General features: G+C 49.0%; 21 protein-coding genes and 1 tRNA gene. 8 read left to right on the forward strand and 14 right to left on the reverse strand.

Features of this window, described 5'->3' with window-relative positions:
* Nucleotides 1-3 precede the first annotated feature (3 nt).
* Both ftsH and rsfS read right to left on the reverse strand, forming a co-directional pair.
* The gene (gene ftsH / locus ACFQRK_RS20245) at nt 4-2091 is read right to left on the reverse strand and encodes an ATP-dependent zinc metalloprotease FtsH (protein WP_379009935.1); all 2088 of its coding nucleotides are present in this window, start codon (nt 2089-2091) and stop codon (nt 4-6) included.
* A gap of 34 nt (nt 2092-2125) precedes the next feature.
* Complete coding sequence (rsfS, locus tag ACFQRK_RS20250; RefSeq protein WP_379009936.1) at nt 2126-2500, reverse strand: ribosome silencing factor; 375 nt, start codon at nt 2498-2500, stop codon at nt 2126-2128.
* Nucleotides 2501-2550: 50 nt separating this feature from the next.
* On the opposite strand from rsfS, the gene ACFQRK_RS20255 reads away from it, so the two are divergent.
* The 4 genes from ACFQRK_RS20255 (at nt 2551) to pfkA (ending at nt 6674) form a co-directional block, all read left to right on the forward strand.
* Nucleotides 2551-3321: a biotin--[acetyl-CoA-carboxylase] ligase gene (locus tag ACFQRK_RS20255; RefSeq protein WP_379009937.1), complete on the forward strand. Its 771-nt coding sequence runs from the start codon at nt 2551-2553 to the stop codon at nt 3319-3321.
* Between the two features lie 107 nt (nt 3322-3428).
* Complete coding sequence (locus ACFQRK_RS20260; RefSeq protein WP_379009938.1) at nt 3429-3881, forward strand: protein-disulfide reductase DsbD N-terminal domain-containing protein; 453 nt, start codon at nt 3429-3431, stop codon at nt 3879-3881.
* 90 nt (nt 3882-3971) lie between these two features.
* Nucleotides 3972-5690 (forward strand): protein-disulfide reductase DsbD family protein, encoded by a 1719-nt coding sequence (locus tag ACFQRK_RS20265; protein ID WP_379009940.1) that lies wholly within the window; start codon nt 3972-3974, stop codon nt 5688-5690.
* A 6-nt stretch (nt 5691-5696) separates the two neighbouring features.
* Nucleotides 5697-6674, forward strand: a complete 978-nt coding sequence (pfkA, locus tag ACFQRK_RS20270; protein WP_379009941.1) for a 6-phosphofructokinase — start codon at nt 5697-5699, stop codon at nt 6672-6674.
* Between the two features lie 48 nt (nt 6675-6722).
* On the opposite strand, the gene ACFQRK_RS20275 is transcribed toward pfkA, so the two are convergent.
* The 5 genes from ACFQRK_RS20275 to ACFQRK_RS20295 all read right to left on the reverse strand — a co-directional run bounded on the left by ACFQRK_RS20275 (nt 6723) and on the right by ACFQRK_RS20295 (nt 11084).
* Complete coding sequence (locus ACFQRK_RS20275) at nt 6723-7835, reverse strand: redoxin domain-containing protein (protein ID WP_379009943.1); 1113 nt, start codon at nt 7833-7835, stop codon at nt 6723-6725.
* Nucleotides 7836-7921: 86 nt separating this feature from the next.
* Complete coding sequence (locus ACFQRK_RS20280; protein ID WP_379009945.1) at nt 7922-9268, reverse strand: DUF58 domain-containing protein; 1347 nt, start codon at nt 9266-9268, stop codon at nt 7922-7924.
* Nucleotides 9269-9289: 21 nt separating this feature from the next.
* A complete protein-coding gene (locus tag ACFQRK_RS20285) occupies nt 9290-10072 on the reverse strand; it encodes a TPM domain-containing protein (RefSeq protein WP_379009947.1) in 783 nt (260 codons plus the stop codon).
* On the reverse strand, nt 10059-10496 hold the full coding sequence (locus ACFQRK_RS20290) for a TPM domain-containing protein (protein ID WP_379009949.1): 438 nt from the start codon (nt 10494-10496) through the stop codon (nt 10059-10061). Before ACFQRK_RS20290 ends, ACFQRK_RS20285 begins: the two co-directional genes overlap by 14 nt.
* Nucleotides 10497-10502: 6 nt before the next feature.
* A complete protein-coding gene (locus ACFQRK_RS20295) occupies nt 10503-11084 on the reverse strand; it encodes a LemA family protein (RefSeq protein WP_379009950.1) in 582 nt (193 codons plus the stop codon).
* Nucleotides 11085-11183: 99 nt separating this feature from the next.
* On the opposite strand from ACFQRK_RS20295, the gene ACFQRK_RS20300 reads away from it, so the two are divergent.
* Together ACFQRK_RS20300 and ACFQRK_RS20305 are read left to right on the forward strand one after the other, a co-directional pair.
* A complete protein-coding gene (locus ACFQRK_RS20300; protein ID WP_379009952.1) occupies nt 11184-12725 on the forward strand; it encodes an NAD(P)/FAD-dependent oxidoreductase in 1542 nt (513 codons plus the stop codon).
* Between the two features lie 51 nt (nt 12726-12776).
* Nucleotides 12777-12852: transfer RNA gene (locus ACFQRK_RS20305), tRNA-Gly, on the forward strand.
* Between the two features lie 60 nt (nt 12853-12912).
* Here ACFQRK_RS20305 and ACFQRK_RS20310 read toward each other — a convergent pair.
* From ACFQRK_RS20310 to sufB, 6 genes are all read right to left on the reverse strand, one after another.
* The gene (locus ACFQRK_RS20310) at nt 12913-13365 is read right to left on the reverse strand and encodes a hypothetical protein (RefSeq protein ID WP_379009954.1); all 453 of its coding nucleotides are present in this window, start codon (nt 13363-13365) and stop codon (nt 12913-12915) included.
* A 92-nt stretch (nt 13366-13457) separates the two neighbouring features.
* On the reverse strand, nt 13458-14165 hold the full coding sequence (locus ACFQRK_RS20315; protein WP_379009955.1) for a LytR/AlgR family response regulator transcription factor: 708 nt from the start codon (nt 14163-14165) through the stop codon (nt 13458-13460).
* Nucleotides 14159-15202 carry a sensor histidine kinase gene (locus ACFQRK_RS20320; RefSeq protein ID WP_379009956.1) on the reverse strand — a complete coding sequence of 348 codons (1044 nt, stop codon included), beginning with the start codon at nt 15200-15202 and terminating at the stop codon, nt 14159-14161. Before ACFQRK_RS20320 ends, ACFQRK_RS20315 begins: the two co-directional genes overlap by 7 nt.
* Nucleotides 15203-15452: 250 nt before the next feature.
* Nucleotides 15453-16754: a Fe-S cluster assembly protein SufD gene (sufD, locus tag ACFQRK_RS20325; protein WP_379009957.1), complete on the reverse strand. Its 1302-nt coding sequence runs from the start codon at nt 16752-16754 to the stop codon at nt 15453-15455.
* Between the two features lie 17 nt (nt 16755-16771).
* Nucleotides 16772-17536, reverse strand: coding sequence for a Fe-S cluster assembly ATPase SufC (gene sufC, locus ACFQRK_RS20330; RefSeq protein ID WP_379009959.1), 765 nt, complete (start codon nt 17534-17536; stop codon nt 16772-16774).
* A gap of 27 nt (nt 17537-17563) precedes the next feature.
* The gene (gene sufB / locus ACFQRK_RS20335; RefSeq protein ID WP_379009960.1) at nt 17564-19015 is read right to left on the reverse strand and encodes a Fe-S cluster assembly protein SufB; all 1452 of its coding nucleotides are present in this window, start codon (nt 19013-19015) and stop codon (nt 17564-17566) included.
* Nucleotides 19016-19246: 231 nt separating this feature from the next.
* Here sufB and ACFQRK_RS20340 point away from each other — a divergent pair, with 231 nt between their 5' ends.
* The gene (locus ACFQRK_RS20340; protein ID WP_090630636.1) at nt 19247-19717 is read left to right on the forward strand and encodes an Lrp/AsnC family transcriptional regulator; all 471 of its coding nucleotides are present in this window, start codon (nt 19247-19249) and stop codon (nt 19715-19717) included.
* A gap of 4 nt (nt 19718-19721) precedes the next feature.
* Here ACFQRK_RS20340 and ung read toward each other — a convergent pair whose 3' ends face one another.
* Nucleotides 19722-20393, reverse strand: coding sequence for a uracil-DNA glycosylase (ung, locus tag ACFQRK_RS20345; protein WP_379009961.1), 672 nt, complete (start codon nt 20391-20393; stop codon nt 19722-19724).
* A gap of 186 nt (nt 20394-20579) precedes the next feature.
* Between ung and ACFQRK_RS20350 the strand changes: the two genes are divergently transcribed.
* Entirely contained in the window at nt 20580-21116 is a 537-nt protein-coding gene (locus tag ACFQRK_RS20350) for a DUF2892 domain-containing protein (protein ID WP_379009962.1), read from the forward strand.

The following is a 21116-nucleotide window of genomic DNA, read 5'->3' on the forward strand; positions in this document are numbered from 1 at the left end:
GTTCTACTGCGTATCCTCTTCCGACGGTTTATTGTCAAAAGTGCCCGAGTTATCTCCTACGCCATCGTGTACCAAACCCTCTGCCGCCTTACGCTGATCGCCTTCGGTTTCACCGTTCACGAACTCGTCGTAGGTGGTACGATGATCAAACGGCCGCTTGCCCAGAATGTCTTCCAGATCCGCCTGGAAAAGGATTTCTTTTTCGAGCAGCTTCTCGGCCAGAGCAACAAGGCCATCCTGCTTGTCAAGCAGCAACTTCTTGGTTTTTTCGTAAATGTCGGCGATTAACCTGCGGACTTCCTCATCGATCAACTCGGCTGTTTTCTCCGAATACGGACGCTGGAATTGGTTTTCCTGGCTGTCGTTGAAGGAGATATTCCCCACTTTCTGGTTCATACCGTATACAGCCACCATCGCATAGGCCAGTTTCGTGATGCGTTCCAAGTCATTTTGGGCGCCCGTTGAAATCTTTCCGAAGGTGATATCTTCCGCCACACGTCCGCCCATGGTCATGCACATTCCGTCGATCAACTGCTCAGTCGTGTATAAAAATTGCTCTTTGGGCAGGTATTGCGCATATCCCAGTGCGGCCACCCCGCGGGGTACGATGGATACCTTCACCAGCGGATCTGCGTGTTCGAGGAACCAGCCAGCGATTGCATGCCCCGCTTCGTGGAAAGCAACGATACGTTTTTCTTCGGGCGATATGATTTTATTTTTCTTTTCCAGCCCACCGATTACCCGATCGATTGCATCCTGGAAGTCCTGCATATCAATGGAAGTCTTGTTACGTCTTGCCGCAATCAGGGCAGCTTCGTTACACACGTTCGCAATCTCGGCGCCGGCGAAACCTGGCGTTTGTGCCGACAGCTTCTTAGCATCGACCTCTGCCGCCAATTTCAACGGCTTGAGGTGCACTTTAAAAATCTGCTCACGTCCCACCAAATCGGGTTTATCAATGGAAATCTGGCGGTCGAACCGTCCCGGACGAAGGAGTGCCGAATCGAGTACATCGGGCCGGTTGGTTGCGGCCATGATGATAATGCCGGAGTCCGTGCCGAAGCCATCCATTTCGACCAGTAACTGATTGAGCGTGTTCTCGCGTTCGTCGTTCCCGCCCATGACGCTGTTTTTCCCTCGCGCGCGACCGATCGCATCGATTTCATCGATAAAGATGATACAGGGCGCTTTATCTTTCGCTTGGCGGAAAAGGTCCCGCACACGCGAAGCCCCTACCCCCACGAACATCTCCACGAAATCGGATCCCGACAGCGAGAAAAAAGGCACTTGTGCTTCGCCTGCGACCGCTTTGGCCAGCAGGGTTTTCCCGGTTCCGGGAGATCCGACCAGTAATGCCCCTTTGGGTATCTTACCGCCCAAGTTGGTGTACTTCTTTGGGTTTTTCAGGAAATCCACGATTTCCATCACTTCCTGCTTTGCTTCTTCAAGGCCGGCAACATCACTGAAGGTGATGGCCACTTGCGATTCTTTATCGAATAGGGTTGCCTTGGATTTTCCGATGTTGAAAATCTGCCCGCCGGGACCGGCACCGCCGCCCCCCATGCGCCGCATGATAAAAATCCAGAAAACGATAATCAGCACCAATGGCAACATGATGGAGAAAATCCAACCGGTCCATGCATTGGTACGATCTTCCAATCGCAGCGAAACCTGCTCATTCGGATCGAGGCCTTGTTGTGCTTCACTTAGCTTACGTTCCAAGGCATCGTAAGAGCCATCCGTAAAGAAATATTGGGGGCCGGTCGACGGCGTAAGCATCAGCCCATTCGAACTGGGCTGTACATTTTTATATTTCGGATCGGATAGCCGCTCTTTTTTTATAAAAACTTCGACAAAATACAGATCATTGCGCTTATAGGCGACCAAGCGATCCACATCGCCGGGTTTCAGCATTTTTTCTTCAAACTCCTGATAGGTGATCTGTTCCGCTTTGTCGTCGCTGAACATATATTGCAGGGCAAAAAAGCCGAAAATCATCGCCACCCACAACCACATGATGTTGAATCGTGGCGGTTTTGGCGTCACCTTTTTGCTGGGTATTCTTTTTATTTTATCGGGTCCGTTAGGCATACCTGTTCTTCTCTTTTGTTTAGTCTCACTTTTATTACGCACTCTGATAATACTCTAATTCGGCATCGCCCCAAAGTTCCTCGATGCCATAAAATTTGCGTTTGTCTGTTTTGAAAATGTGTACAACCACGTCTACGAAGTCAAGCAAAATCCATTCGCCATGCTCAAGTCCCTCTTTTCGCCAAGGCTCCTGGTGTAAGGCTTTGAATACTTCCTCTTCGACGCTTCTGGCCAGCGCATTGACCTGTGTGGCAGAATCTGCGTGGCAAATTACAAAATAATCCGAAACCGAGCTACGGATGTTTCTCAAATCAAGCCGCACAATCTCATTCCCTTTCTTCTCCTGCATACCGTGGATAATGACCTCCGATAAGCGGGCTGACATGGCTGATTTTTTGTTTTTTATCATTAAAAATAATTATAGCTTTGGGCAATATTACCCCTTTAACTTTATTTGTATTGCAAAGTAACACATTTTCGGGATTATTTGACTGTCGAAATGTTATTACGTTACAGCGGGTATCTTCTACCAATGAATTCCTCAAGGAAGAACTGTCAAAATCCACGCCACTTCCTGAAGGCACTGTAATAATGGCAGTTGACCAATATGCTGGCAGGGGACAAAAGGGAACCGTGTGGCAAAGCGAACCGGGCAAAAATCTAACAGTCAGCCTACTGCTCATGCCTTCTTTCTCGGATCCCAAAGATCAATTCCGCCTCACGGTGGCCATCAGCATTGCCTTGGTTCAATGGCTGGAAACCTTGCTTCAGACCCCCGTAAGGATAAAATGGCCCAATGATATGTATGTGGGCAACCAGAAAATCGGGGGCATTCTGATTGAAAATATCCTTAAGGGAAAAGTCTGGAAATCGGCCATTATTGGCATCGGTATCAACGTAAACCAAACCGCCTTTGATCCCGCTATTGATCCACACACAACTTCCGTCAAACAAATTTTACAAAAGGATTTCGATCTTACTGAATTGTTGACTGATCTTTGCGTCCTTATTGAGCAGGAATATGAGGGGCTAAAAAAGGCAGCCTACAAATCCCAGTTCGCATTCTACACGCAACACCTGTATCGCCTCGGCGAATCGCATCCGTTTCTGGTGGATGGCGTACGCGTACAAGGCGTGTTGAGCGGGGTAACCGAAACGGGGCGGTTACAGGTCGACTTTAACGGTCACATAGTCGACTTCGACATCAAGGAAATCGCCTTTGTCGTTTGATCAGAATTGCTTACCTTTGCAGGCCAAACACCTGGAAACTCATAGGATTAAACCTCTGTAGGAAAGTAAGGTCTTATTCCTATATTTTACATGTAACATGAATGATTATGACGAAGAATTTTTTATTGGCGGCAATCGTAGTTTTACTTGCAGCCACCGGTGTTTCGGCGCAGATTGAGCGGCCCGTTAAATGGCAGTTCGGCGCGAAGAAAATCAGCAAAGACGAGGCCGTTATTTTTATGAAAGCTACCATCGATAACGGATGGCATATCTACTCGCAGCATGTGGAAGAGGGTGGCCCCATCAAAACCAGCTTCGCCTTTACACCTTCCGGCGATTTTACGTTGACGGGCAAAACCGCCGAGCCCAAACCGAAGGTTAAATACGAGGAAGTATTTAAGATGGATGTGGGTTACTTTGACAAAGAAGTGGTGTTCCAACAAAAAGTTAAGCTGAAAAAGGGACAAACCACTGTCAAAGGATCTGTTGAGTATATGGCGTGCGATGCCGAACGCTGTCTACCCCCGGACGAAGTTTCTTTTACCGTGGCCGTGAAATAAATCTCTGCCCGGGAAAAGGATCCCAAAAGGCAGTCTGCTGCCTTTTTTTATTAGTATGTTTGCAACCCGTTTTTAATGCATATTAGATTCATGAAGCGTCTTGTTCTTGCGTTATCGTTTCTGTTAGGCACAGTCATCTTAACCATGCCCCATGGCTTTGCCCATGATACGTTACTCAATTTCGACGACGTTGTATTTACCGATGGACAGGATACCTTGACCGAAACCACTGACGATACGTTGATGGAAGTGCCCCAGGATGTCGTATTCACCGATGGGCAAGACACTTCTGCTACCGCGTCAAGCGTCGCGGCACCCGCTGAATCGACATCAGGTGTGACGGATACGCCCAAATCATTGTGGGGCATCTTCGTGGCCGGCTTTTTGGGTGGTTTTCTAGCGATTTTGATGCCTTGTATTTACCCGATGATTCCCCTCACTGTCAGCTTTTTCACAAAGCGGGCAGAAACCCGCGGCAAGGGCATACAGGGGGCGTTGCTGTATGGGCTGTCCATCATTGTCATTTACGTAGCATTGGGATTGCTGGTCACGATCATCTTCGGCGCCAGTGCACTGAATGAACTCGCCACGAACGGCCTATTTAATCTATTTATTTTTGCGGTGCTGCTGGTCTTCGGCATTTCCTTTTTAGGCGCATTTGAGATCACTTTGCCCAGCTCGTTTGTCAACAAAGTCGACTCAAAATCGGATGCCAAGGGATTAATGGGCATCTTTTTCATGGCCGCTACGCTGGCAGTGGTATCCTTTTCTTGCACCGGCCCCATCATTGGCAGCGTTATCGTATTGGTCAACCAAACGGGCAATTACCTCGGACCGGTCATTGGCATGTTCGGTTTTTCGCTGGCACTTGCATTGGTCTTTACGGTTTTTGCCATCTTTCCCAGCTGGCTCACGTCCATACCGAAATCAGGGGGATGGCTCAACTCCGTCAAAGTTGTGCTTGGATTCCTGGAGATTGCACTGGCGCTGAAGTTCCTGTCGACCGCAGACCTCGTTTACCATTGGGGAATCCTCGATCGGGAGGTATTCCTCGCGATATGGATTGTCATTGCCGCTTTCATTGGCCTGTATTTGTTGGGCAAAATCAAATTGTCGCACGACGCCGACCTGCCTCACGTTTCCATCATCCGCATCTTTTTGGCGGGCGGCTTTTTTGCTTTTGCCCTTTATATGGTACCGGGCCTGTGGGGAGCACCGCTTAAAGTGATCAGTGGTTTGGTTCCCCCCATGCATACGCAGGACTTCCGCGTGGCCCCGTTTGATCAGCGGGCGTCGGGGCCTTCGGTATCGGCAAGTTCATCCATACAGAAGAAAAAATATGCCGACTTCCTGCATGTCCCCAATGACATCGACGGTTTCCTGGATTATGAGGAAGCGCTTCAATACGCCAGGTCGGTCAATAAACCGTTGTTTCTCGATTTCACGGGACACGGCTGTGTCAACTGCCGGGAAATGGAAAACAACGTATGGGTCGATCCTCCGATAGACAACCTGCTGCGCAATGAGTACGTTGTCGTATCGTTGTACACGGACGAACGACGCGAATTACCAAAAGAAGAGCAATTTTACTCGAAGGTACTTAAAAGGCAGGTCAATACCATTGGCAAAAAGTTCATGCACCTGCAGGCACTACGCTTCAATTCGATTTCACAGCCCTACTATGTGCTGTATTCGCCGGATGAAGAACTGCTGGTATCGCCTCCTATCGGCGCTGAATTTAATAAACAGAAATTCCTCGCATATTTGGAACAAGGATTAAAAACTTTTAACGAAAAGCAAGCACAATAACCTACAATGAGCAACATTAAAAACATCGCTGTGTTTACATCCGGTGGGGATGCACCGGGCATGAATGCGGCCATCCGCGCCGTAGTCCGCACGGGATTGTATTACAACCTGAATGTATTTGGGATCGGTCGGGGCTATGACGGAATGGTCCATGGCGACATCTTCGCCATGGATGCCAAATCTGTCGCCAACATCATCCAACGTGGCGGTACCATTCTCAAAACTGCACGCAGTGAAGAATTCCGCACCGTGGAAGGCCGTCGCCTCGCTTTTGAAAATTTACGGGAAAAAGGCATAGACGGATTGGTGGCCATCGGGGGAGATGGTACGTTCACCGGAGCCGCTAAATTCATCGAGGAGTATAACATCCCTGTCATCGGCCTTCCCGGCACCATCGACAACGACCTGGCCGGCACGGACTTTACCATCGGTTATGATACCGCCATTAATACTGTCATTGAGGCCGTTGACAAAATCCGCGACACGGCTGAATCGCACGATCGTGTGTTTGTCGTAGAAGTAATGGGGCGCGATTCGGGGCTTATTGCTTTGCGGTCAGGCATCTCCGTAGGCGCCGAATGTGTACTCATTCCAGAGATCAAGGTAGATTACGAAGCCATGATGGACCGCCTGGACCGGACCCGGAAAAACAAGGCGTCACGGGTCATTATTGTAGCCGAAGGCGATGATGCCGGCGGGGCTTTTGCTGTCGCCGACCGCATCAAAGAACGGTTTCCGCATTACGATATGCGGGTTTCGATCCTAGGCCATATCCAACGGGGAGGCAGCCCCTCCTGTATGGATCGCGTATTGGCCAGCCGGTTGGGTGTAGCGGCCGTGGAGGCACTAATGGAAGGTCGTCGCGGCGAAATGGCCGGATTAATTCATGGCCAGGTGGCATTCACTCCTTTTGAAAAAGCCATTAAGCACATCGGAGCGGTGAATGACAACCTACTCCGCATTGTGGAGATCTTATCGTCTTAATATTCCAAAGCGCGCCGGAATGGCGGCAAGGACCAGCTGAGTTGCCGGTTAATCCAGCAGCTCAGCTAATTTGTTATGCAGGTCTTCTCCACGCAGATTCTTGGCGATGATGCGTCCTTCCGGATCCAACAGGAAATTCGCGGGTATGCCCTGGAGTGCATATTGTTGCACCACGTCCGTTTGCCACCATTTCAGCTCAGACACATGTGGCCAATCCTGTAATCCGTCTGCGTGGATCGCCTTTATCCAGTCTTCTTTTTCCCCCGGACGATCAAGCGATACCCCGAAAACGGTAAAGTTCTTATCCTTAAACGCCCGATAGGCGGCGACAACATTTGGATTTTCCTGACGGCAGGGTTTGCACCAGCTTGCCCAGAAATCGATCAGCACGTATTTTCCCCGCAAGGAAGACAGTGCTATGGGGTTGCCTGCGGTATCAGGCTGGCTGAATTCCGGGGCCACTGCACCGATATCCAACCGTTTGATTATTGCCAGCTGTTCGGAAATCGCCTTCCCCTTTTCAGAGTTCTTCAACGCAGCAGATAGTCCGTTAAATGCAGGCTCGATTACCTCTGCAACCGACTCAGATTCGACATAGGGCCCCAGCACGTCCAAGCTGACCACACTGGCCGGATAGTCCTTGATGTACTTGAAATCGATGGCCTTTTGCTCCTCCTGAAGGGCCATTGCCTCAGCTTGAAGCCCTTGCATGAAGACGGGATCCTGCTTTTGTTCGTCTGATGAAGCGGTATATCGCGCCATTAGCCCACCCATTTTGGTTTGTATGGGATCCAACCACTTTTGGTACGTGGCGAAATCCTTGTTGATGGCACCGCCATCTATTGACGCATTTACCAATGAATCCGCTGCGGTAATCTTGATCGCTCCCCTTTCGAGATAGATGGCTACCCGGTCCGGATCCTCCATCTGACGGATATCGCCTCCCTCATGTGCCAGAAGTACGAGCGCTTGCGAAGGTTCCGTCACGCTGCCGTGGAATTTGAATGCACCATCCATCACGTCGGCAGAATCGAGTTCCGCTCCGGTGGCTGTGCGGTAGCTTAGGTAAGCCTTGGCCGGGGCATTCAACTTCCCGACCTTAGCGGTTATCGTGAAATCTTCCTGGGCAAGAGTCATCATGGGCAATGCAACGATTGCCATCAAAGCGATTTTACGCATATTTTTTTTCTGTGTGCGATAGTACATGCTACAAAGATCGGAATTTTTACGCAAACGATGGCAACGGGTCACAAATACTGTCGCGCCTTGATTTCCAAATATTTGTTTATCGTATTGACCGTCAAGTCTTCCGGTGCCGTCAACACGGCTTGTATGCCATGAAGGTTCAATTCGCGGACGATTTGTTTCTTTTCGTAGGAAAACTTAGCGGCAATCGTATGCAGATAGATTTCTTCTACGTCCGCAGCGGGTCTGCCCGTTAGTTTTGCCAGTTCCGTATTTTCGAAGAAAACTACGACCAGCGCGTGAAATTTGGCTATGCGTTTCAGGATGGGAAGCTGGCGTTGCATACCGGACATACTCTCAAAATTGGTAAAGAACACCAGTAAACTCCGCTGCTTAGCGGTTTGGCGGATGGTGGTGTATAGCAGTTCCAAATTGGTCTCCAGGTAGCGCGTTTTTTCTTTATAGAGGACCTCCATAATGCGGCTAAGCTGTCCAGTCTTCCGGTCAGCCGGTATCACAGCTCCCTTTCGATCGGAAACGGTAATCAATCCGGCTTTGTCGTCTTTGAGCATCACCACTTTGGCAAGTGCCAGGCTAGCGTTGATGGCATAATCAAGCAGACTGAGCCCGTTGAATGGCATGCGCATGCCCCGTGACTTGTCAATAATGCAATAGATGGATTGCGACCGCTCGTCGGTATACGCATTGACCATTAATTGGCCCTGCCGGGCCGTTGCCTTCCAATTGAGTGTACGATAATCGTCGCCCGGAACGTAGTGTTTGATCTGATCAAACTCCATGCTATGTCCCAAACGGCGTATCCGTTTGGCTCCAAAGTCGGTAAGCCGTTGCGATATGGCCATCAGCTCGTAGGTTCGGAGGCGTATGAACGAGGGGTAAACCGGTAAGGTTTCTGTCTCGCCCATGGTGAACCGCCGTTGTACCAACGCAAGGGGGGTTTGTGCATACAACTGGATTTTTCCGAAGGCGTATTCGCCTCGTTTGACCGGACGCAATTGATAGGTAAGGGTCTTGCGACCACCGATCGGCAATTTGATTTCGAACCATACGTCCCTCCGTTGGAACTGTATCGGCACTTCATCGATTACACCTATCTGAACCGGAAATCGATACCGATTTTCTATATGGATATCAATGGGGTTGTCATCCCCGTTGCTCAGTCGCTCAGGGACATGCCGATAGGCGTGAAGCCCTTCACGCCGGCGGTAAAGAAGAAGAATATCGATACCCAAAAGCACCACCAGCACATAGAGACCCACGGTAGGCAGCACATCGATGACCGGAAAAAAGAAAGCGAGCAGGTATAGCGCTGACAGCGCACCCAACGCCATAAACAGGCGTCCGGTGAGGAAGAGGTTCAAGTAAAAGTTTTGAAAAAACCGCTTCACTGGCTATGTGCAAATTTCCGCTTACCACCTGCCGCTGGCACCGCCGCCGCCGAAACCACCGCCGCCGAAACCGCCGAAACCACCGCCGCCGCCTCCAAAACCGCCGCCAAAGCCACCGCCTCCACTACCGCCACGACCCATGCCGCTTAGCAGTGTCCACCACAGCAGATCGGAAGCTCCACGGCCGCCCAATACCCGGCCGCCACCACGGCCACCACCGCCGCGACTGAACAATGCAATGACAACCACGATGATGATCACGATCAGGAAAATGGAGCCAATACCGCCACCTTGCCCTTGCTTTCGGGGTGGAGCGTCATACTCACCCTTCGTATAGGAAATAAGTGCATCGGTTGCTCTATCGATACCCGTAAAATAGTCTCCTTGACGGAAAGCGGGCTTGATTTCGTTTTCTATGATCCGGTAGGCAATTGCATCCGGCACGGCACCTTCCACTCCGTATCCGGTTTGGATGGTAACCGCGCGGTCTCCCAAGGCAACCAGCAGCAGAATCCCGTTGTCGTGTTCCTTACCGCCAATGCCCCAACGCTGGGCTAACCGTACGCCGTAATCTGCAATGTCGTATTGCCCGGTCGACTGCATGACAACCACCGCAATTTGGGTTGACGTACTGTCGTCAAAAGCAACCAGCTTGCGTTCCAATTGCTGTACCTGGGATGCTGAGAGTGTCTGCGTATAATCATTCACCAAGGTGTTAGGCGTGGCTGGGAAATCCTGCGCCCACACTACACCTAAGGACCATAACGCCGAGACGATTGTTAAAAACAGCTTATTCTTTACCATCACCAAAGGCTATATCGTTAGGCAATTCATTGACGTCATCCGCTTCGCGGGGAAAAAAACGCTGCAATTGCTCTCCGGCGTGTATGATTCCCTCGATAAGTCCCTGAACAAAATCACCCGCTTTAAAGTGGCGTAGCATGAGTTCTTTCGTTTCTTCCCAAAAATTGGCGGATACCCGTGTGTGGATCCCTTGGTCACCCAAAATCGCAAATTGATGGTCTTCGGTAGCAAGGTAAATTAATACGCCGTTGTGCTGTGCAGTTTTGTCCATACCCAACCGCTTAAAATACACCATTGCCCGATCCAGTGGCTCTCCCTGGCAATGAGGTTCGACGGCTAATCGGATTTCGCCCGAAGTCCGTGCCTCTGCCAATTGGATGGCGAGAACAATTTTCTCCTGCTCTTCTTCGGTGAATACTTGCATAATTCCTTAAAACTGCACTTCAGGTGCTTGATTTGCACCGGCTTCTGCGGTAAAATAGCCTTTTTGCTTAAATCCGAAAATACCCGCAGTTAGGTTGTTTGGAAAGCGTCTTACCGATGAGTTATATTCTTGTGTGGCTTCGTTAAACGCGCGGCGTTCGGTACTGATCCGGTTCTCGGTGCCTTCCAACTGTGCCTGCAATTCCAGAAAGTTCTGGTTAGCCTTTAATTCCGGATAGCGTTCTACGGTGACCAGCAAACGTCCCAAGGATTGCGAAAGGGCATCCTGCGACTGCTGGAATTGCTGAATCGCCTCCGGTGTTAGATTTTCCGGATCGACCGTAACCGAGGAAGCTTTGGCCCGGGCTTCGATGACCTGCGTAAGTGTTTCCTGCTCAAAGTTGGCAGCACCCTTTACCGTGTTGACCAGGTTTGGGATGAGATCGGCACGGCGCTGATACGCATTTTCGACCTGCGCCCATTTACCTTTCACGTTTTCCTCCAAGTTAACGAGGGTGTTGTAACCGCATGAGCTGAATGACAAGGCGGCAAACAAGCCCACCATTGCAACCAATAATCGTCTCTTCATGTTGACTGAATTTAAATGCATTATTGCCACTAATTTACTACTTTGATGACAAAATTCATACCTTTGTTACACTTCGGGATAAAAACCCGACATCCTTGCATGCAAAAGGAAATAGAGTTAAGCATTCTTCCGGAAAAAGTATCCGACGAGGCGCACATTCTCGAGAAGGGCGCCGCACAACTGAATATCGTCTTAACACGCATCAAAGGCCTAAAAATACGGAAACGTTCGATCGATGCACGGGGGCGACAGGTGATATTCCGCATTCGCGTGATTTTCTACATCGATGAAACACCGGTTCCCGACATTTTGCATTTCAAGTATGCCAATGTAGCAGATGCCCGTCCGGTTATTATCATCGGCGCTGGTCCGGCGGGGCTGTTTGCCGCTTTACGTTGTTTGGAAAAGGGACTGCGCCCGGTCTTGGTCGAGCGGGGCAAAAATGTACAGGAGCGCCGTCGGGATCTCGCTGCCTTGAATAAAGCGGGCGTGGTAAACGTCGACTCCAATTACTGCTTCGGCGAAGGTGGCGCGGGCACGTATTCCGATGGAAAACTGTATACACGGTCCAATAAACGGGGGGATGTTCAACGTGTGCTGCAGATTTTGGTGGCTCACGGAGCTACGGAGGATATCCTGGTGGATGCCCGCCCGCATATCGGCACCAACAAACTGCCGCACATCATTCAAGCCATACGCCATACGATTTTGGAACATGGCGGTGAAATCCATTTCAACAGCCGGGTGGTGGACGTTGAAGAACACTTCGGGCAGGTAAAGGGTGTACGATTGGCTTCCGGTGACCAGCTTGCCGCTGAACAGGTAATTATAGCCACAGGCCATTCCGCGCGCGATATCTTCGAATTGTTCCATCGTAAGCGTTGGCTGGTCGAACCCAAGCCCTTCGCTCTGGGAGTCCGCATTGAGCACCCTCAGGAAATCATCGATCAGGCGCAATACCACTGTCCCGTGCGGAGCGAGCATCTACCCCCCGCATACTACAGTTTAGTGGAACAAGTAGACGACCGGGGGGTCTTCTCTTTTTGCATGTGTCCCGGTGGCGTGATCGCTCCCTGCGCTACAGATAAGGGAGAAGTGGTGGTCAACGGTTGGTCGCCCTCTAAGCGGAACAACCCATATGCCAATTCGGGTACGGTGGTACAAGTCAATCTCGAAGACATTCCGCAAGCGGTGCGCTACCCCTTTGCGCTCCTGGACTTCCAGCATGAGGTCGAAGAGCGTGCCTACGTTGTAGGTGGCGGCAACCTGGTAGCTCCAGCCCAGCGGATGATCGATTTTGTACAGGGTAAACTCTCCAATACCCTGCCGGCTAACTCGTATAAACCCGGAACGAAAAGTGCGCTGCTTTCTGAGGTGCTGCCCGCCTTCGTGCATGAGGCGCTGCGGAAGGCGCTGCCCTTGTTCGGCAAGAAAATGAAAGGTTACTATACCAACGAAGCCATCCTGGTCGGCGTGGAATCCCGCACGTCGTCACCGGTACGCATACCAAGGGATAAGGACACGCTGCAGCATCCGCAGATCAAAGGGTTATATCCCTGTGGCGAAGGCGCAGGATATGCCGGGGGGATTGTATCGGCAGCTATTGACGGTATGAACTGCGCGGATGCGATAAAGGCATAAAAAAATTTGGAAAATAGATGTCCGCGATACTACATTTGTAAATACCGATCAGCGAAAGTAGCTCAGTTGGTAGAGCATCAGCTTCCCAAGCTGAGGGTCGCGAGTTCGAACCTCGTCTTTCGCTCCATTTACGCCCGAAGCGGCAGTACGCATCGGGCGTAATGGAATAAGCTGGAAGTTCTCATTTTTATCTCAAGAATGCCAGCAATTCTCCTTTGGGAAGTTCCTTCGAAGCATAATGGAGGCTTAAATCCTGATGGGCATGCTTCCTTTCCAACTGCGTCAACTCCGTTACAGCGATCGTCATGCCGACATTGGTCCCGTCCCCATCCGCGAAATCCCATTTCCTAAGGGTGTTTCCGCGCTCGTCCTTCACGGCAATACTCCTACCTGTGCCAATCCCGTTTCCGTGACAGTGCGTATAATTAATGCGCAGTTTGTCGTTTGCTTCGGCCTTTTCCAATTGCAATTTCCGTAAACTTAGCGGTTGGTTTACGTACTGTTTCAGGATGAGCCTGTTGTTAAGGTAGATTTCGTAACTGTCCAGACCCAGGTTAGCGGTGAAACCAAACGCCATAAAGCTCAGTGCAACAAGCACACATAGCTGCATGAATGCTTGTTTGAATGTTTTGTGTTGCATAACTCATTTTTTTGAACAATAGTACGCGAAAAGGAAAAGAGGCAGAAAAATAGTAGACCAACGTTCAAAAGAGTAGACCAAGTAGGCCAACATCAGGCACCGGAAATCGCCCGCTCCATTTGGGCTTTATAATTTCTACCAATAGGTACCTGATGCTCGCCGATGACGATCCGACTTTTCACTATCCGTATGATTTTTTCCCGGGCAACGACAAAGGATTTATGAACACGGACAAACTGCGGCTCCGGAAACAGCTGTTGCATGGATTTGATAGAGCCTTTGGTAACAATTTTGCCCGTTTCGGCATGGATGATTGCATAATCCTTCAGTCCTTGGATATAGGTAACATCGGTAAAAAACAGTTTGATTTTCTGCACGCCGCTTTTTACAAAAATAAATTTCGGTTCTACCGTATTAATTTCAATGTCTGCATGCGCTCCTTTCAGCGAAAGGAAATCCCCGACCTTTTCGAGTGAGATTTTGAAACGGGAGAAGGATATAGGCTTCAACAAGAAATCAATCACCCCTAATTCAAACCCTTCAAATGCGTAATCCCGGAAAGCCGTTGTAAACACCGTGATCGGTGGATTGGGTAACATCCGCAATAGATCAATTCCATTCATTTCTGGCATTTCAATATCCAGAAACAGCGCGTCAACCGTATTTTCCATCAGAAATACACGCGCATCAAACGCATTGCCAAAGCTCTTTAGCAGGTTCACATTCGGCAGTTTTTCAATGTAGCCGATCAGCACCTCTCTGGCGAGCGGCTCGTCCTCAACAACAACGCAGTTTAGCATAACAGATCTATTTTCAATAACACTTCATACCGACTTGGCTGTTCAGTGATCTGGAGCAGGTATTTAGCTGGATACAAGAGTTCCAATCTTTTCTTGAGGTTCAGCAATCCGATCCCTTGATTTTTGTCTTTTTCCTCGAACCGGGGCTTGTTGTTTGCTATCCGTACCTCAAGCGTTTGACTGATTTGGATATGAATATGCAAGTATGCCCCAAAAGCGGCTTTACCGATACCATGTTTAAATGCATTCTCCACAAGGGGTAATATCAAAAACGGTGGTATTTGACATTGATCCGCCGAGCCGGCGACCGTCATTCGGATGTCCGCCGGTTTACTCTGCCTGATTTTCTCCAACTCGAGGTAATTGCTCAAGTAATTGATTTCGCGGGCCAGTGATACGTAGGGACCATCACTCTCGTATAGCATATACTCCATCAACTCAGAGAGCTTTAATACGACACTTGGCGCTTCATCGGATTTTTTCAGCGTCAACGCATATAAATTGTTCAGTGCATTGAACAGAAAATGCGGATTGACCTGTGAGCGGAGGTAATTAACCTCCGCCTGCAACTGGCCTACCTGCGCTTCCTGCAACATTTCCCGTTGCTCGTACCAATCGATGCTGAACTTCAGAGCCACGGTTAATAGCAGATACAGTGAGGTATGCGTAAAATTATAGATAAGTGAAGCAGACAGGTGCACGTTCCGGCTCGGACCCAAGACGTAACCGAACAGGTAATAGTCATATAGGCTTTGTATAACTAGGTAGCCGATAACCAGCAAAAACACCAGCCCAAAATATCCGCCATACCTGCGACGCAAGAGATAACGTGGGATCAGCCGATGGATGTTGAGCCATGCCAGGCCCATCAGCAGAATCACCCTGACCGCGGAACAAATGAAAAAATTCGGTAGTCCGGCTTTTTCGATCAGGTAGGTCCGGTCGTATAAAAAAATCAGGGTGACTAACCCCCAATAGGCTATGGAGATCCAGGGGCGTCTTGCCATTAACCCATTCCTTACTTCCAAACTAGCCATACCCTGCATGTTACTAATTAATACAATTGTCGGAAGGAGCGCGAAATTAGTAGAGCAACTGCAAAAAAAGTAGATGAATCTACAAAATATAATTGGAGTTTCGGATTTCCCCGCGTCCGTTGATTGGCAGCGAAGGACTTCTTAGGGTGCCATCAGTAACGGGAATGGAAATCCGCGTATGTATTTTCAATAGTGATTGACCGACGGAATGTCCGATAGCAGGTATATGCAATGTGCTGCTAACAATCGGTTAAAGCCCCTCCTCCACCAGATGCTCCACGTACTCACGCACCGCCGTATTGGCAAAACGGCTGGTTACATCAAACGCAAATGCATGCACCAGGAGGATTCTCGCCTGCGCTTCGCTGATGCCCCTTGCCTGAAGGTAGAATAAAGCTTCGTTGTCAAACTGCCCGATGGTGCAGCCGTGGCTGCATTTGACGTCGTCTGCGAAAATCTCCAACTGGGGTTTCGTATACACAGCGGACTTCTCACCGATGAGCATGTTGTTGTTCTGTTGAAAGGCATTCGTTTTTTGCGCATCGGGGCGCACGAAAATCTTGCCATTGAAGACCGCCGTTGAAGTATCCTGTGTAATGTTTTTATACCATTCGTAACTTTCACAATGTGGGCGGAGATGATCGACGATCGTATGGTTATCCACAAATTGATTGCCGGCGGTAAGCGTTACACCGTATAGGTGGCTTTCTACATCCGTATCACCCAGCCTTACGTTGATGTTATTGCGGACAAACGCAGGCCCCGGAAACGTACAATTGTAATTATTATAGAGGCTGTGCTTTTCCTGATGTATCTCGGTATGATTAAGGTAATTGCTCTGGGAAGCCGCTGTTTGCAAATAATAATGCTGCATCTTGGCCCCTTCCCGCACCACGATTTCGGTTACCAGATTATTCAGGCTCCGCTCCGCTCCGTCGTCGGTGACGAACGATTCCACGATTTCAGCTTCTGCAAATGCACCAACTACGTAGAGATTCCGCACCTGATTAAACACCGGTTGACGTGCAGCAGAGACATGGATGATATGGATAGGTTTCTGGACCTGGCTGTTTTTGCCGGCCTCAATGAACAGTCCCGAGGTAAAGAGGGCGGTATTGAGCGCAACAAACGGGTTGTCGGTTTTGTCGGCAAATTCAGCAAAATATTTGGCGAAGCACAACCGCTCAAACGCCTGGTCTATGGGTAGAATCGTTAATCCCGGTACGCCTGACACGTCATCGGATAGCCCGGCATGGTATTTACCGTCTATCAGTACCACACGGTAGGCATCCAACTGCGGAAGATTGGCTTTGTCCAAATCGAACGCTCCTAAAGGTGGTTCCGCATCCAGCTCGTAATGCTGACTAACGAGCGGCTGGATATTGGTGTATTTCCAGTCTTCGTTTTTAACCGTAGGAAATCCTGTGCTTTTGAAGCGCTCAAACGCCTGTTTACGGATTTCGTCCAACGAGCGGGGTTCAGCCGAGGGCAGATTTCCGCCGTAGGTCTTAATCAATTGACTGTATAATGAATCGCTTACTTGTGTAATCATGATGTTTATGTGGTGGTTCAGACCGCTCCTTCGGCATCCACCGTATCCTTAATCCAATCGTACCCTTTCTCTTCCAACTCCAATGCCAATTCCTTTGTGCCCGAGCGAACAATGCGCCCCTTGTACAGTACGTGCACAAAATCGGGAACAATGTATTCCAATAGGCGCTGGTAATGGGTAATTACAATAAAGGCATTGTTGGAAGATCTCAGCTGGTTTACCCCCCGCGCAACGATACGCAGCGCATCGATATCCAATCCTGAATCGGTCTCATCCAAAATGCCCAATTTCGGTTCCAGCATGGCCAATTGGAAAATTTCGTTACGTTTCTTTTCGCCTCCGGAGAACCCTTCATTCAGGGACCGATTGGCTAATTTGGCATCAAACTCGACCAATTTCTGCTTTTCTTTGACCCGATTCAGAAATTCGCGGGCCTCTAACGGCGGAAGTCCTTTATAAGCCCGTATTTCATTCAGTGCGGTCTTGAGGAAATTAATGTTGGAAACGCCCGGTATTTCCACCGGATATTGGAACGCGAGGAACACGCCTTCGCGCGCCCGGTCCTCAGGCGAAAGCTCCAACAAGTCTTTGTCGTCCAGCCACACTTCTCCCGCGGTTACCTCGTAAGCGTCCCTTCCGGCCAGTACGTTGCCCAACGTACTCTTTCCCGAACCATTGGGTCCCATAATGGCGTGTACCTCTCCTGCTTTTACTTCGAAATCCAGTCCCTTCAGTATTTCTTTATTGTCTATTGATGCGTGTAAATTCTTTATACGTAACATGGGTTTTTTTTCGCTCTTTATTATTCACTATCCTACACTTCCTTCAAGGGAAATGGCCAATAATTTCTGTGCCTCCACGGCAAACTCCATGGGCAATTGGTTCAGCACCTCCTTGGCGTAACCGTTGACAATCAACCCGACGGCCTTTTCCGGATCAATTCCCCGTTGGGTGAGGTAAAACAATTGATCCTCGCCTATTTTTGAAGTGGTAGCTTCGTGTTCCAACTTGGCGGTTTTATTCCGGTTCTCAATGTAGGGAAACGTATGTGCCCCACAGCGGTCTCCGATCAGCAACGAATCACACTGCGTAAAGTTACGTGAGTTTTCCGCGCCCGGGCCAATCTTAACCAACCCCCGGTAACTATTGTGACTTACACCGGCTGAAATCCCCTTGGATACAATTTTACTGCGCGTATTTTTACCCAGGTGAATCATCTTGGTTCCTGTATCCGCCAGTTGTTTATTACGGGTCAGCGCTACCGAATAAAATTCCCCCACGGAGTGATCTCCCTTTAAGATGACACCGGGGTATTTCCAGGTAATTGCCGAGCCGGTTTCAACCTGTGTCCATGATATTTTGCTGTTGTCGCCCTTGCAAATACCACGTTTGGTTACAAAATTGTAGATCCCGCCCTTTCCGTCCTTATCGCCGGGATACCAATTCTGCACCGTAGAATATTTGATTTCAGCGTCTTTGAGGGCAATTAATTCCACGACAGCGGCATGTAACTGATTTTCATCGCGCATGGGAGCGGTACAGCCTTCCAGATAACTTACATACGCACCTTCATCCGCAATGATCAATGTCCGTTCAAACTGGCCTGTATTTTCGGCGTTGATACGGAAATAGGTAGAAAGCTCCATGGGGCAATGGACGCCTTTGGGGATATACACAAAGGAACCGTCCGAAAACACCGCTGAATTTAACGCGGCATAAATGTTATCCGTTTGCGGTACAACCGAACCCAAATATTGCTTAACCAATTCCGGATGTTCCTGAACCGCCTCACCAAACGAACAGAATATAACGCCCTGCTCCTTCAACTTTTCACGGAAGGTGGTTTTGACCGATACGCTGTCAAATACGGCATCTACGGCAACTACACCGGCCAATATTTTCTGCTCGTTCAACGGGATACCCAATTTTTCAAACGTGGAAATCAGCTCGGGATCCACCTCGTCCATGCTATTTAGCTGAGGTTTTGCCTTGGGCGCAGCATAATAGGAGATGTCCTGAAAATCCACATCGGGATGTTCAAAATTTTGCCAGCGAGGCATCTCCATCTGCAGGAAATGACGCAATGCCTTAAGCCGCCATTCCAACAACCACTCGGGCTCGTTTTTCTTGGCAGAGATTAATCGAACGGTATCTTCGGTAAGCCCCTTGGGGGCAATATCCATTTCAATATCCGTCGTAAATCCGTATTTATATTCTTCGAGCGCTAGCTCTTTTAACAATTCATCATCTTTTGTACTCATAACACACCTTTCTCGATGATTAAAATCAGGCAGACCAGCAGCTGCTGAACTTTCGAACTGCAAAGTTACAATTTAAGTGGCAATAAACCTTACATAGAGGTGCCTTCATTTAGGTCGTTGTCCGTTCCTGTCTACATTTTTACAAATCGGTGATAATGAACCGCATTTGATTGGAATCCGATAATCTGGAAAATAAATTGTATTATTGCCAAATATAATTTGGTTACAAACATGCCTTTCCAACCGGACAAAACAGATTTCAAAATCCTGAAGCTTTTGCAGGAAAATGGCCGGATTACCAACCTGCAGTTAGCGTCCAGTATCGGGCTTTCACCTGCTCCGACCTTGGAGCGCGTGCGGAAACTCGAAAATTCGGGTTATATCAAAAGCTATCACGCGTTTGTCGATGAAGAAAAACTCGGGTTGGGTATCAAATCGTTCATTCAGGTGTCGCTTGATTTCCATACACACAATGCCATTCCTGAATTTGTGGAAGCTGTCAAAAACATCAAAGAAGTAACGGAATGCCATCACGTAACCGGTCAATGCGATTTCATCCTGAAGGTTTACGTGAAAGACATTAAGGCTTACGAAGCCGTTATCATGGAAAAAATAAGCAAGATTCCGTATGTGAAGACGTTCCAGACGATGATGATCATGTCCACCAGCAAAAAAGAGCCCATCGTACCGATGGAATACTAACGCATCAAAGCTGCCAGTCAATAGGCTCCAATCCCTGTTCGGTCAAGAACTCATTCGCCTTGGAAAAATGCTTACATCCAAAAAACCCATTGTACGCCGAAAACGGGGAAGGGTGTGCAGCCGTCAAAATGTGGTGTTTACGATAGTCTATCAATGCGGCCTTATCCTTTGCGTACCGGCCCCATAGCAAAAACACGATTCCGCTCCGCCGTGCGGATAGTTCGGCTATGGCTTTATCGGTAAATGCCTCCCATCCTTTTCCTTGGTGTGAACCTGCGGTGTGTGCACGCACGGTCAGGGTTGCATTGAGCAACAGGACGCCACGGTTGGCCCAGGCCGTCAGATCTCCATGGGTCGGAATCTGGAATCCGGGAATATCGGTGCTCAGCTCCTGATACATGTTTCGAAGTGAAGGAGGGATACCCACGCCGCGCGGAACCGAGAAAGATAAACCGTGTGCCTGTCCGACATTGTGATACGGGTCCTGCCCCAAAATGACCACCTTGACCTGATCGAAGGGCGTATGACTGAAGGCGTTGAAGATCAGATTGCTGGGAGGAAATACTGTATGTTCTTTTTTTTCCGATTGAAGAAAACTTTTGAGTTCATGCATGTAAGGTTTTTCGAATTCAGGTTCCAGTACAGCCTTCCAACTGCTTTCTAATTGTACGCTCATATCGCAAAAATACAGTTATTTGTAAAAAGTTTACGCTTCCTTGTTAAAGCGCCCGAATAAACGGATATTTCCGCAGAGTTGTTTCTCAGAGGCGGCGGAGAGAGCGATAAATTTGCTTTAATATGAACGCAAATTTACCTAAGTTTGCACGATTATTGAGCGCATTAAGAATTAAATCAGATCAACATGTCTAATATCGTCCGTATTATCATATCTTCCCTTCTCTTGATCGGCACTATCGCCCTATTCGTGCTCGGGCAATGGGGATGGGGCATATTGGGTGTTTTTATCACGATTCTGGCTTTTGTGACGGTATTTTTCAACGAAAACATGTTGATCGCACAGTTTTACCTGCGCAAGGAAAATATGGCGAAGGCAAACCAATGGCTAAATCGCATCACCCGCTACGAAAAGCAGTTGATCCGCGCTCAGCATGGATACTATCACCTGCTTTTGGGCCTTATGGAATCGCAGAAATCGCCCATGCAATCCGAGAAGTACTTTAAAAAAGCCCTGGCTTTAGGGCTGCACATGGGGCATAATGTGGCCCTGGCCAAGCTAAGCCTTGCCGGTATCGCCATGGCAAAACGCAACAAGCGTGAAGCTACCAAGTATTTGCAAGAGGCCAAGCGAGCCGATAAAAACAAGCTATTAGCCGATCAGATTAAAATGATGAAAGAGCAGATGGGCATGATGGACCGGCAGCAGATCCGATATCGGTAA

This window comes from Parapedobacter sp. GCM10030251 (assembly GCF_042666505.1).
Taxonomy (GTDB): domain Bacteria; phylum Bacteroidota; class Bacteroidia; order Sphingobacteriales; family Sphingobacteriaceae; genus Parapedobacter.

Excerpts from the sequence above, each read along its gene's own strand:
- ung (WP_379009961.1), bottom strand. The coding sequence starts at position 20,393 with ATGAGCGTACAATTAGAAAGCAGTTGGAAGGCTGTACTGGAACCTGAA.
- sufB (WP_379009960.1), bottom strand. The coding sequence starts at position 19,015 with ATGAGTACAAAAGATGATGAATTGTTAAAAGAGCTAGCGCTCGAAGAA.
- ACFQRK_RS20340 (WP_090630636.1), top strand. The coding sequence starts at position 19,247 with ATGCCTTTCCAACCGGACAAAACAGATTTCAAAATCCTGAAGCTTTTG.
- ACFQRK_RS20320 (WP_379009956.1), bottom strand. The coding sequence starts at position 15,202 with ATGGCTAGTTTGGAAGTAAGGAATGGGTTAATGGCAAGACGCCCCTGG.
- sufC (WP_379009959.1), bottom strand. The coding sequence starts at position 17,536 with ATGTTACGTATAAAGAATTTACACGCATCAATAGACAATAAAGAAATA.
- ACFQRK_RS20310 (WP_379009954.1), bottom strand. The coding sequence starts at position 13,365 with ATGCAACACAAAACATTCAAACAAGCATTCATGCAGCTATGTGTGCTT.
- ACFQRK_RS20290 (WP_379009949.1), bottom strand. The coding sequence starts at position 10,496 with ATGCAAGTATTCACCGAAGAAGAGCAGGAGAAAATTGTTCTCGCCATC.
- ACFQRK_RS20315 (WP_379009955.1), bottom strand. The coding sequence starts at position 14,165 with ATGCTAAACTGCGTTGTTGTTGAGGACGAGCCGCTCGCCAGAGAGGTG.
- ACFQRK_RS20285 (WP_379009947.1), bottom strand. The coding sequence starts at position 10,072 with ATGGTAAAGAATAAGCTGTTTTTAACAATCGTCTCGGCGTTATGGTCC.
- ACFQRK_RS20295 (WP_379009950.1), bottom strand. The coding sequence starts at position 11,084 with ATGAAGAGACGATTATTGGTTGCAATGGTGGGCTTGTTTGCCGCCTTG.
- rsfS (WP_379009936.1), bottom strand. The coding sequence starts at position 2,500 with ATGATAAAAAACAAAAAATCAGCCATGTCAGCCCGCTTATCGGAGGTC.
- pfkA (WP_379009941.1), top strand. The coding sequence starts at position 5,697 with ATGAGCAACATTAAAAACATCGCTGTGTTTACATCCGGTGGGGATGCA.
- ACFQRK_RS20265 (WP_379009940.1), top strand. The coding sequence starts at position 3,972 with ATGAAGCGTCTTGTTCTTGCGTTATCGTTTCTGTTAGGCACAGTCATC.
- ACFQRK_RS20350 (WP_379009962.1), top strand. The coding sequence starts at position 20,580 with ATGTCTAATATCGTCCGTATTATCATATCTTCCCTTCTCTTGATCGGC.
- ftsH (WP_379009935.1), bottom strand. The coding sequence starts at position 2,091 with ATGCCTAACGGACCCGATAAAATAAAAAGAATACCCAGCAAAAAGGTG.
- ACFQRK_RS20300 (WP_379009952.1), top strand. The coding sequence starts at position 11,184 with ATGCAAAAGGAAATAGAGTTAAGCATTCTTCCGGAAAAAGTATCCGAC.
- ACFQRK_RS20275 (WP_379009943.1), bottom strand. The coding sequence starts at position 7,835 with ATGGCAATCGTTGCATTGCCCATGATGACTCTTGCCCAGGAAGATTTC.
- sufD (WP_379009957.1), bottom strand. The coding sequence starts at position 16,754 with ATGATTACACAAGTAAGCGATTCATTATACAGTCAATTGATTAAGACC.
- ACFQRK_RS20260 (WP_379009938.1), top strand. The coding sequence starts at position 3,429 with ATGACGAAGAATTTTTTATTGGCGGCAATCGTAGTTTTACTTGCAGCC.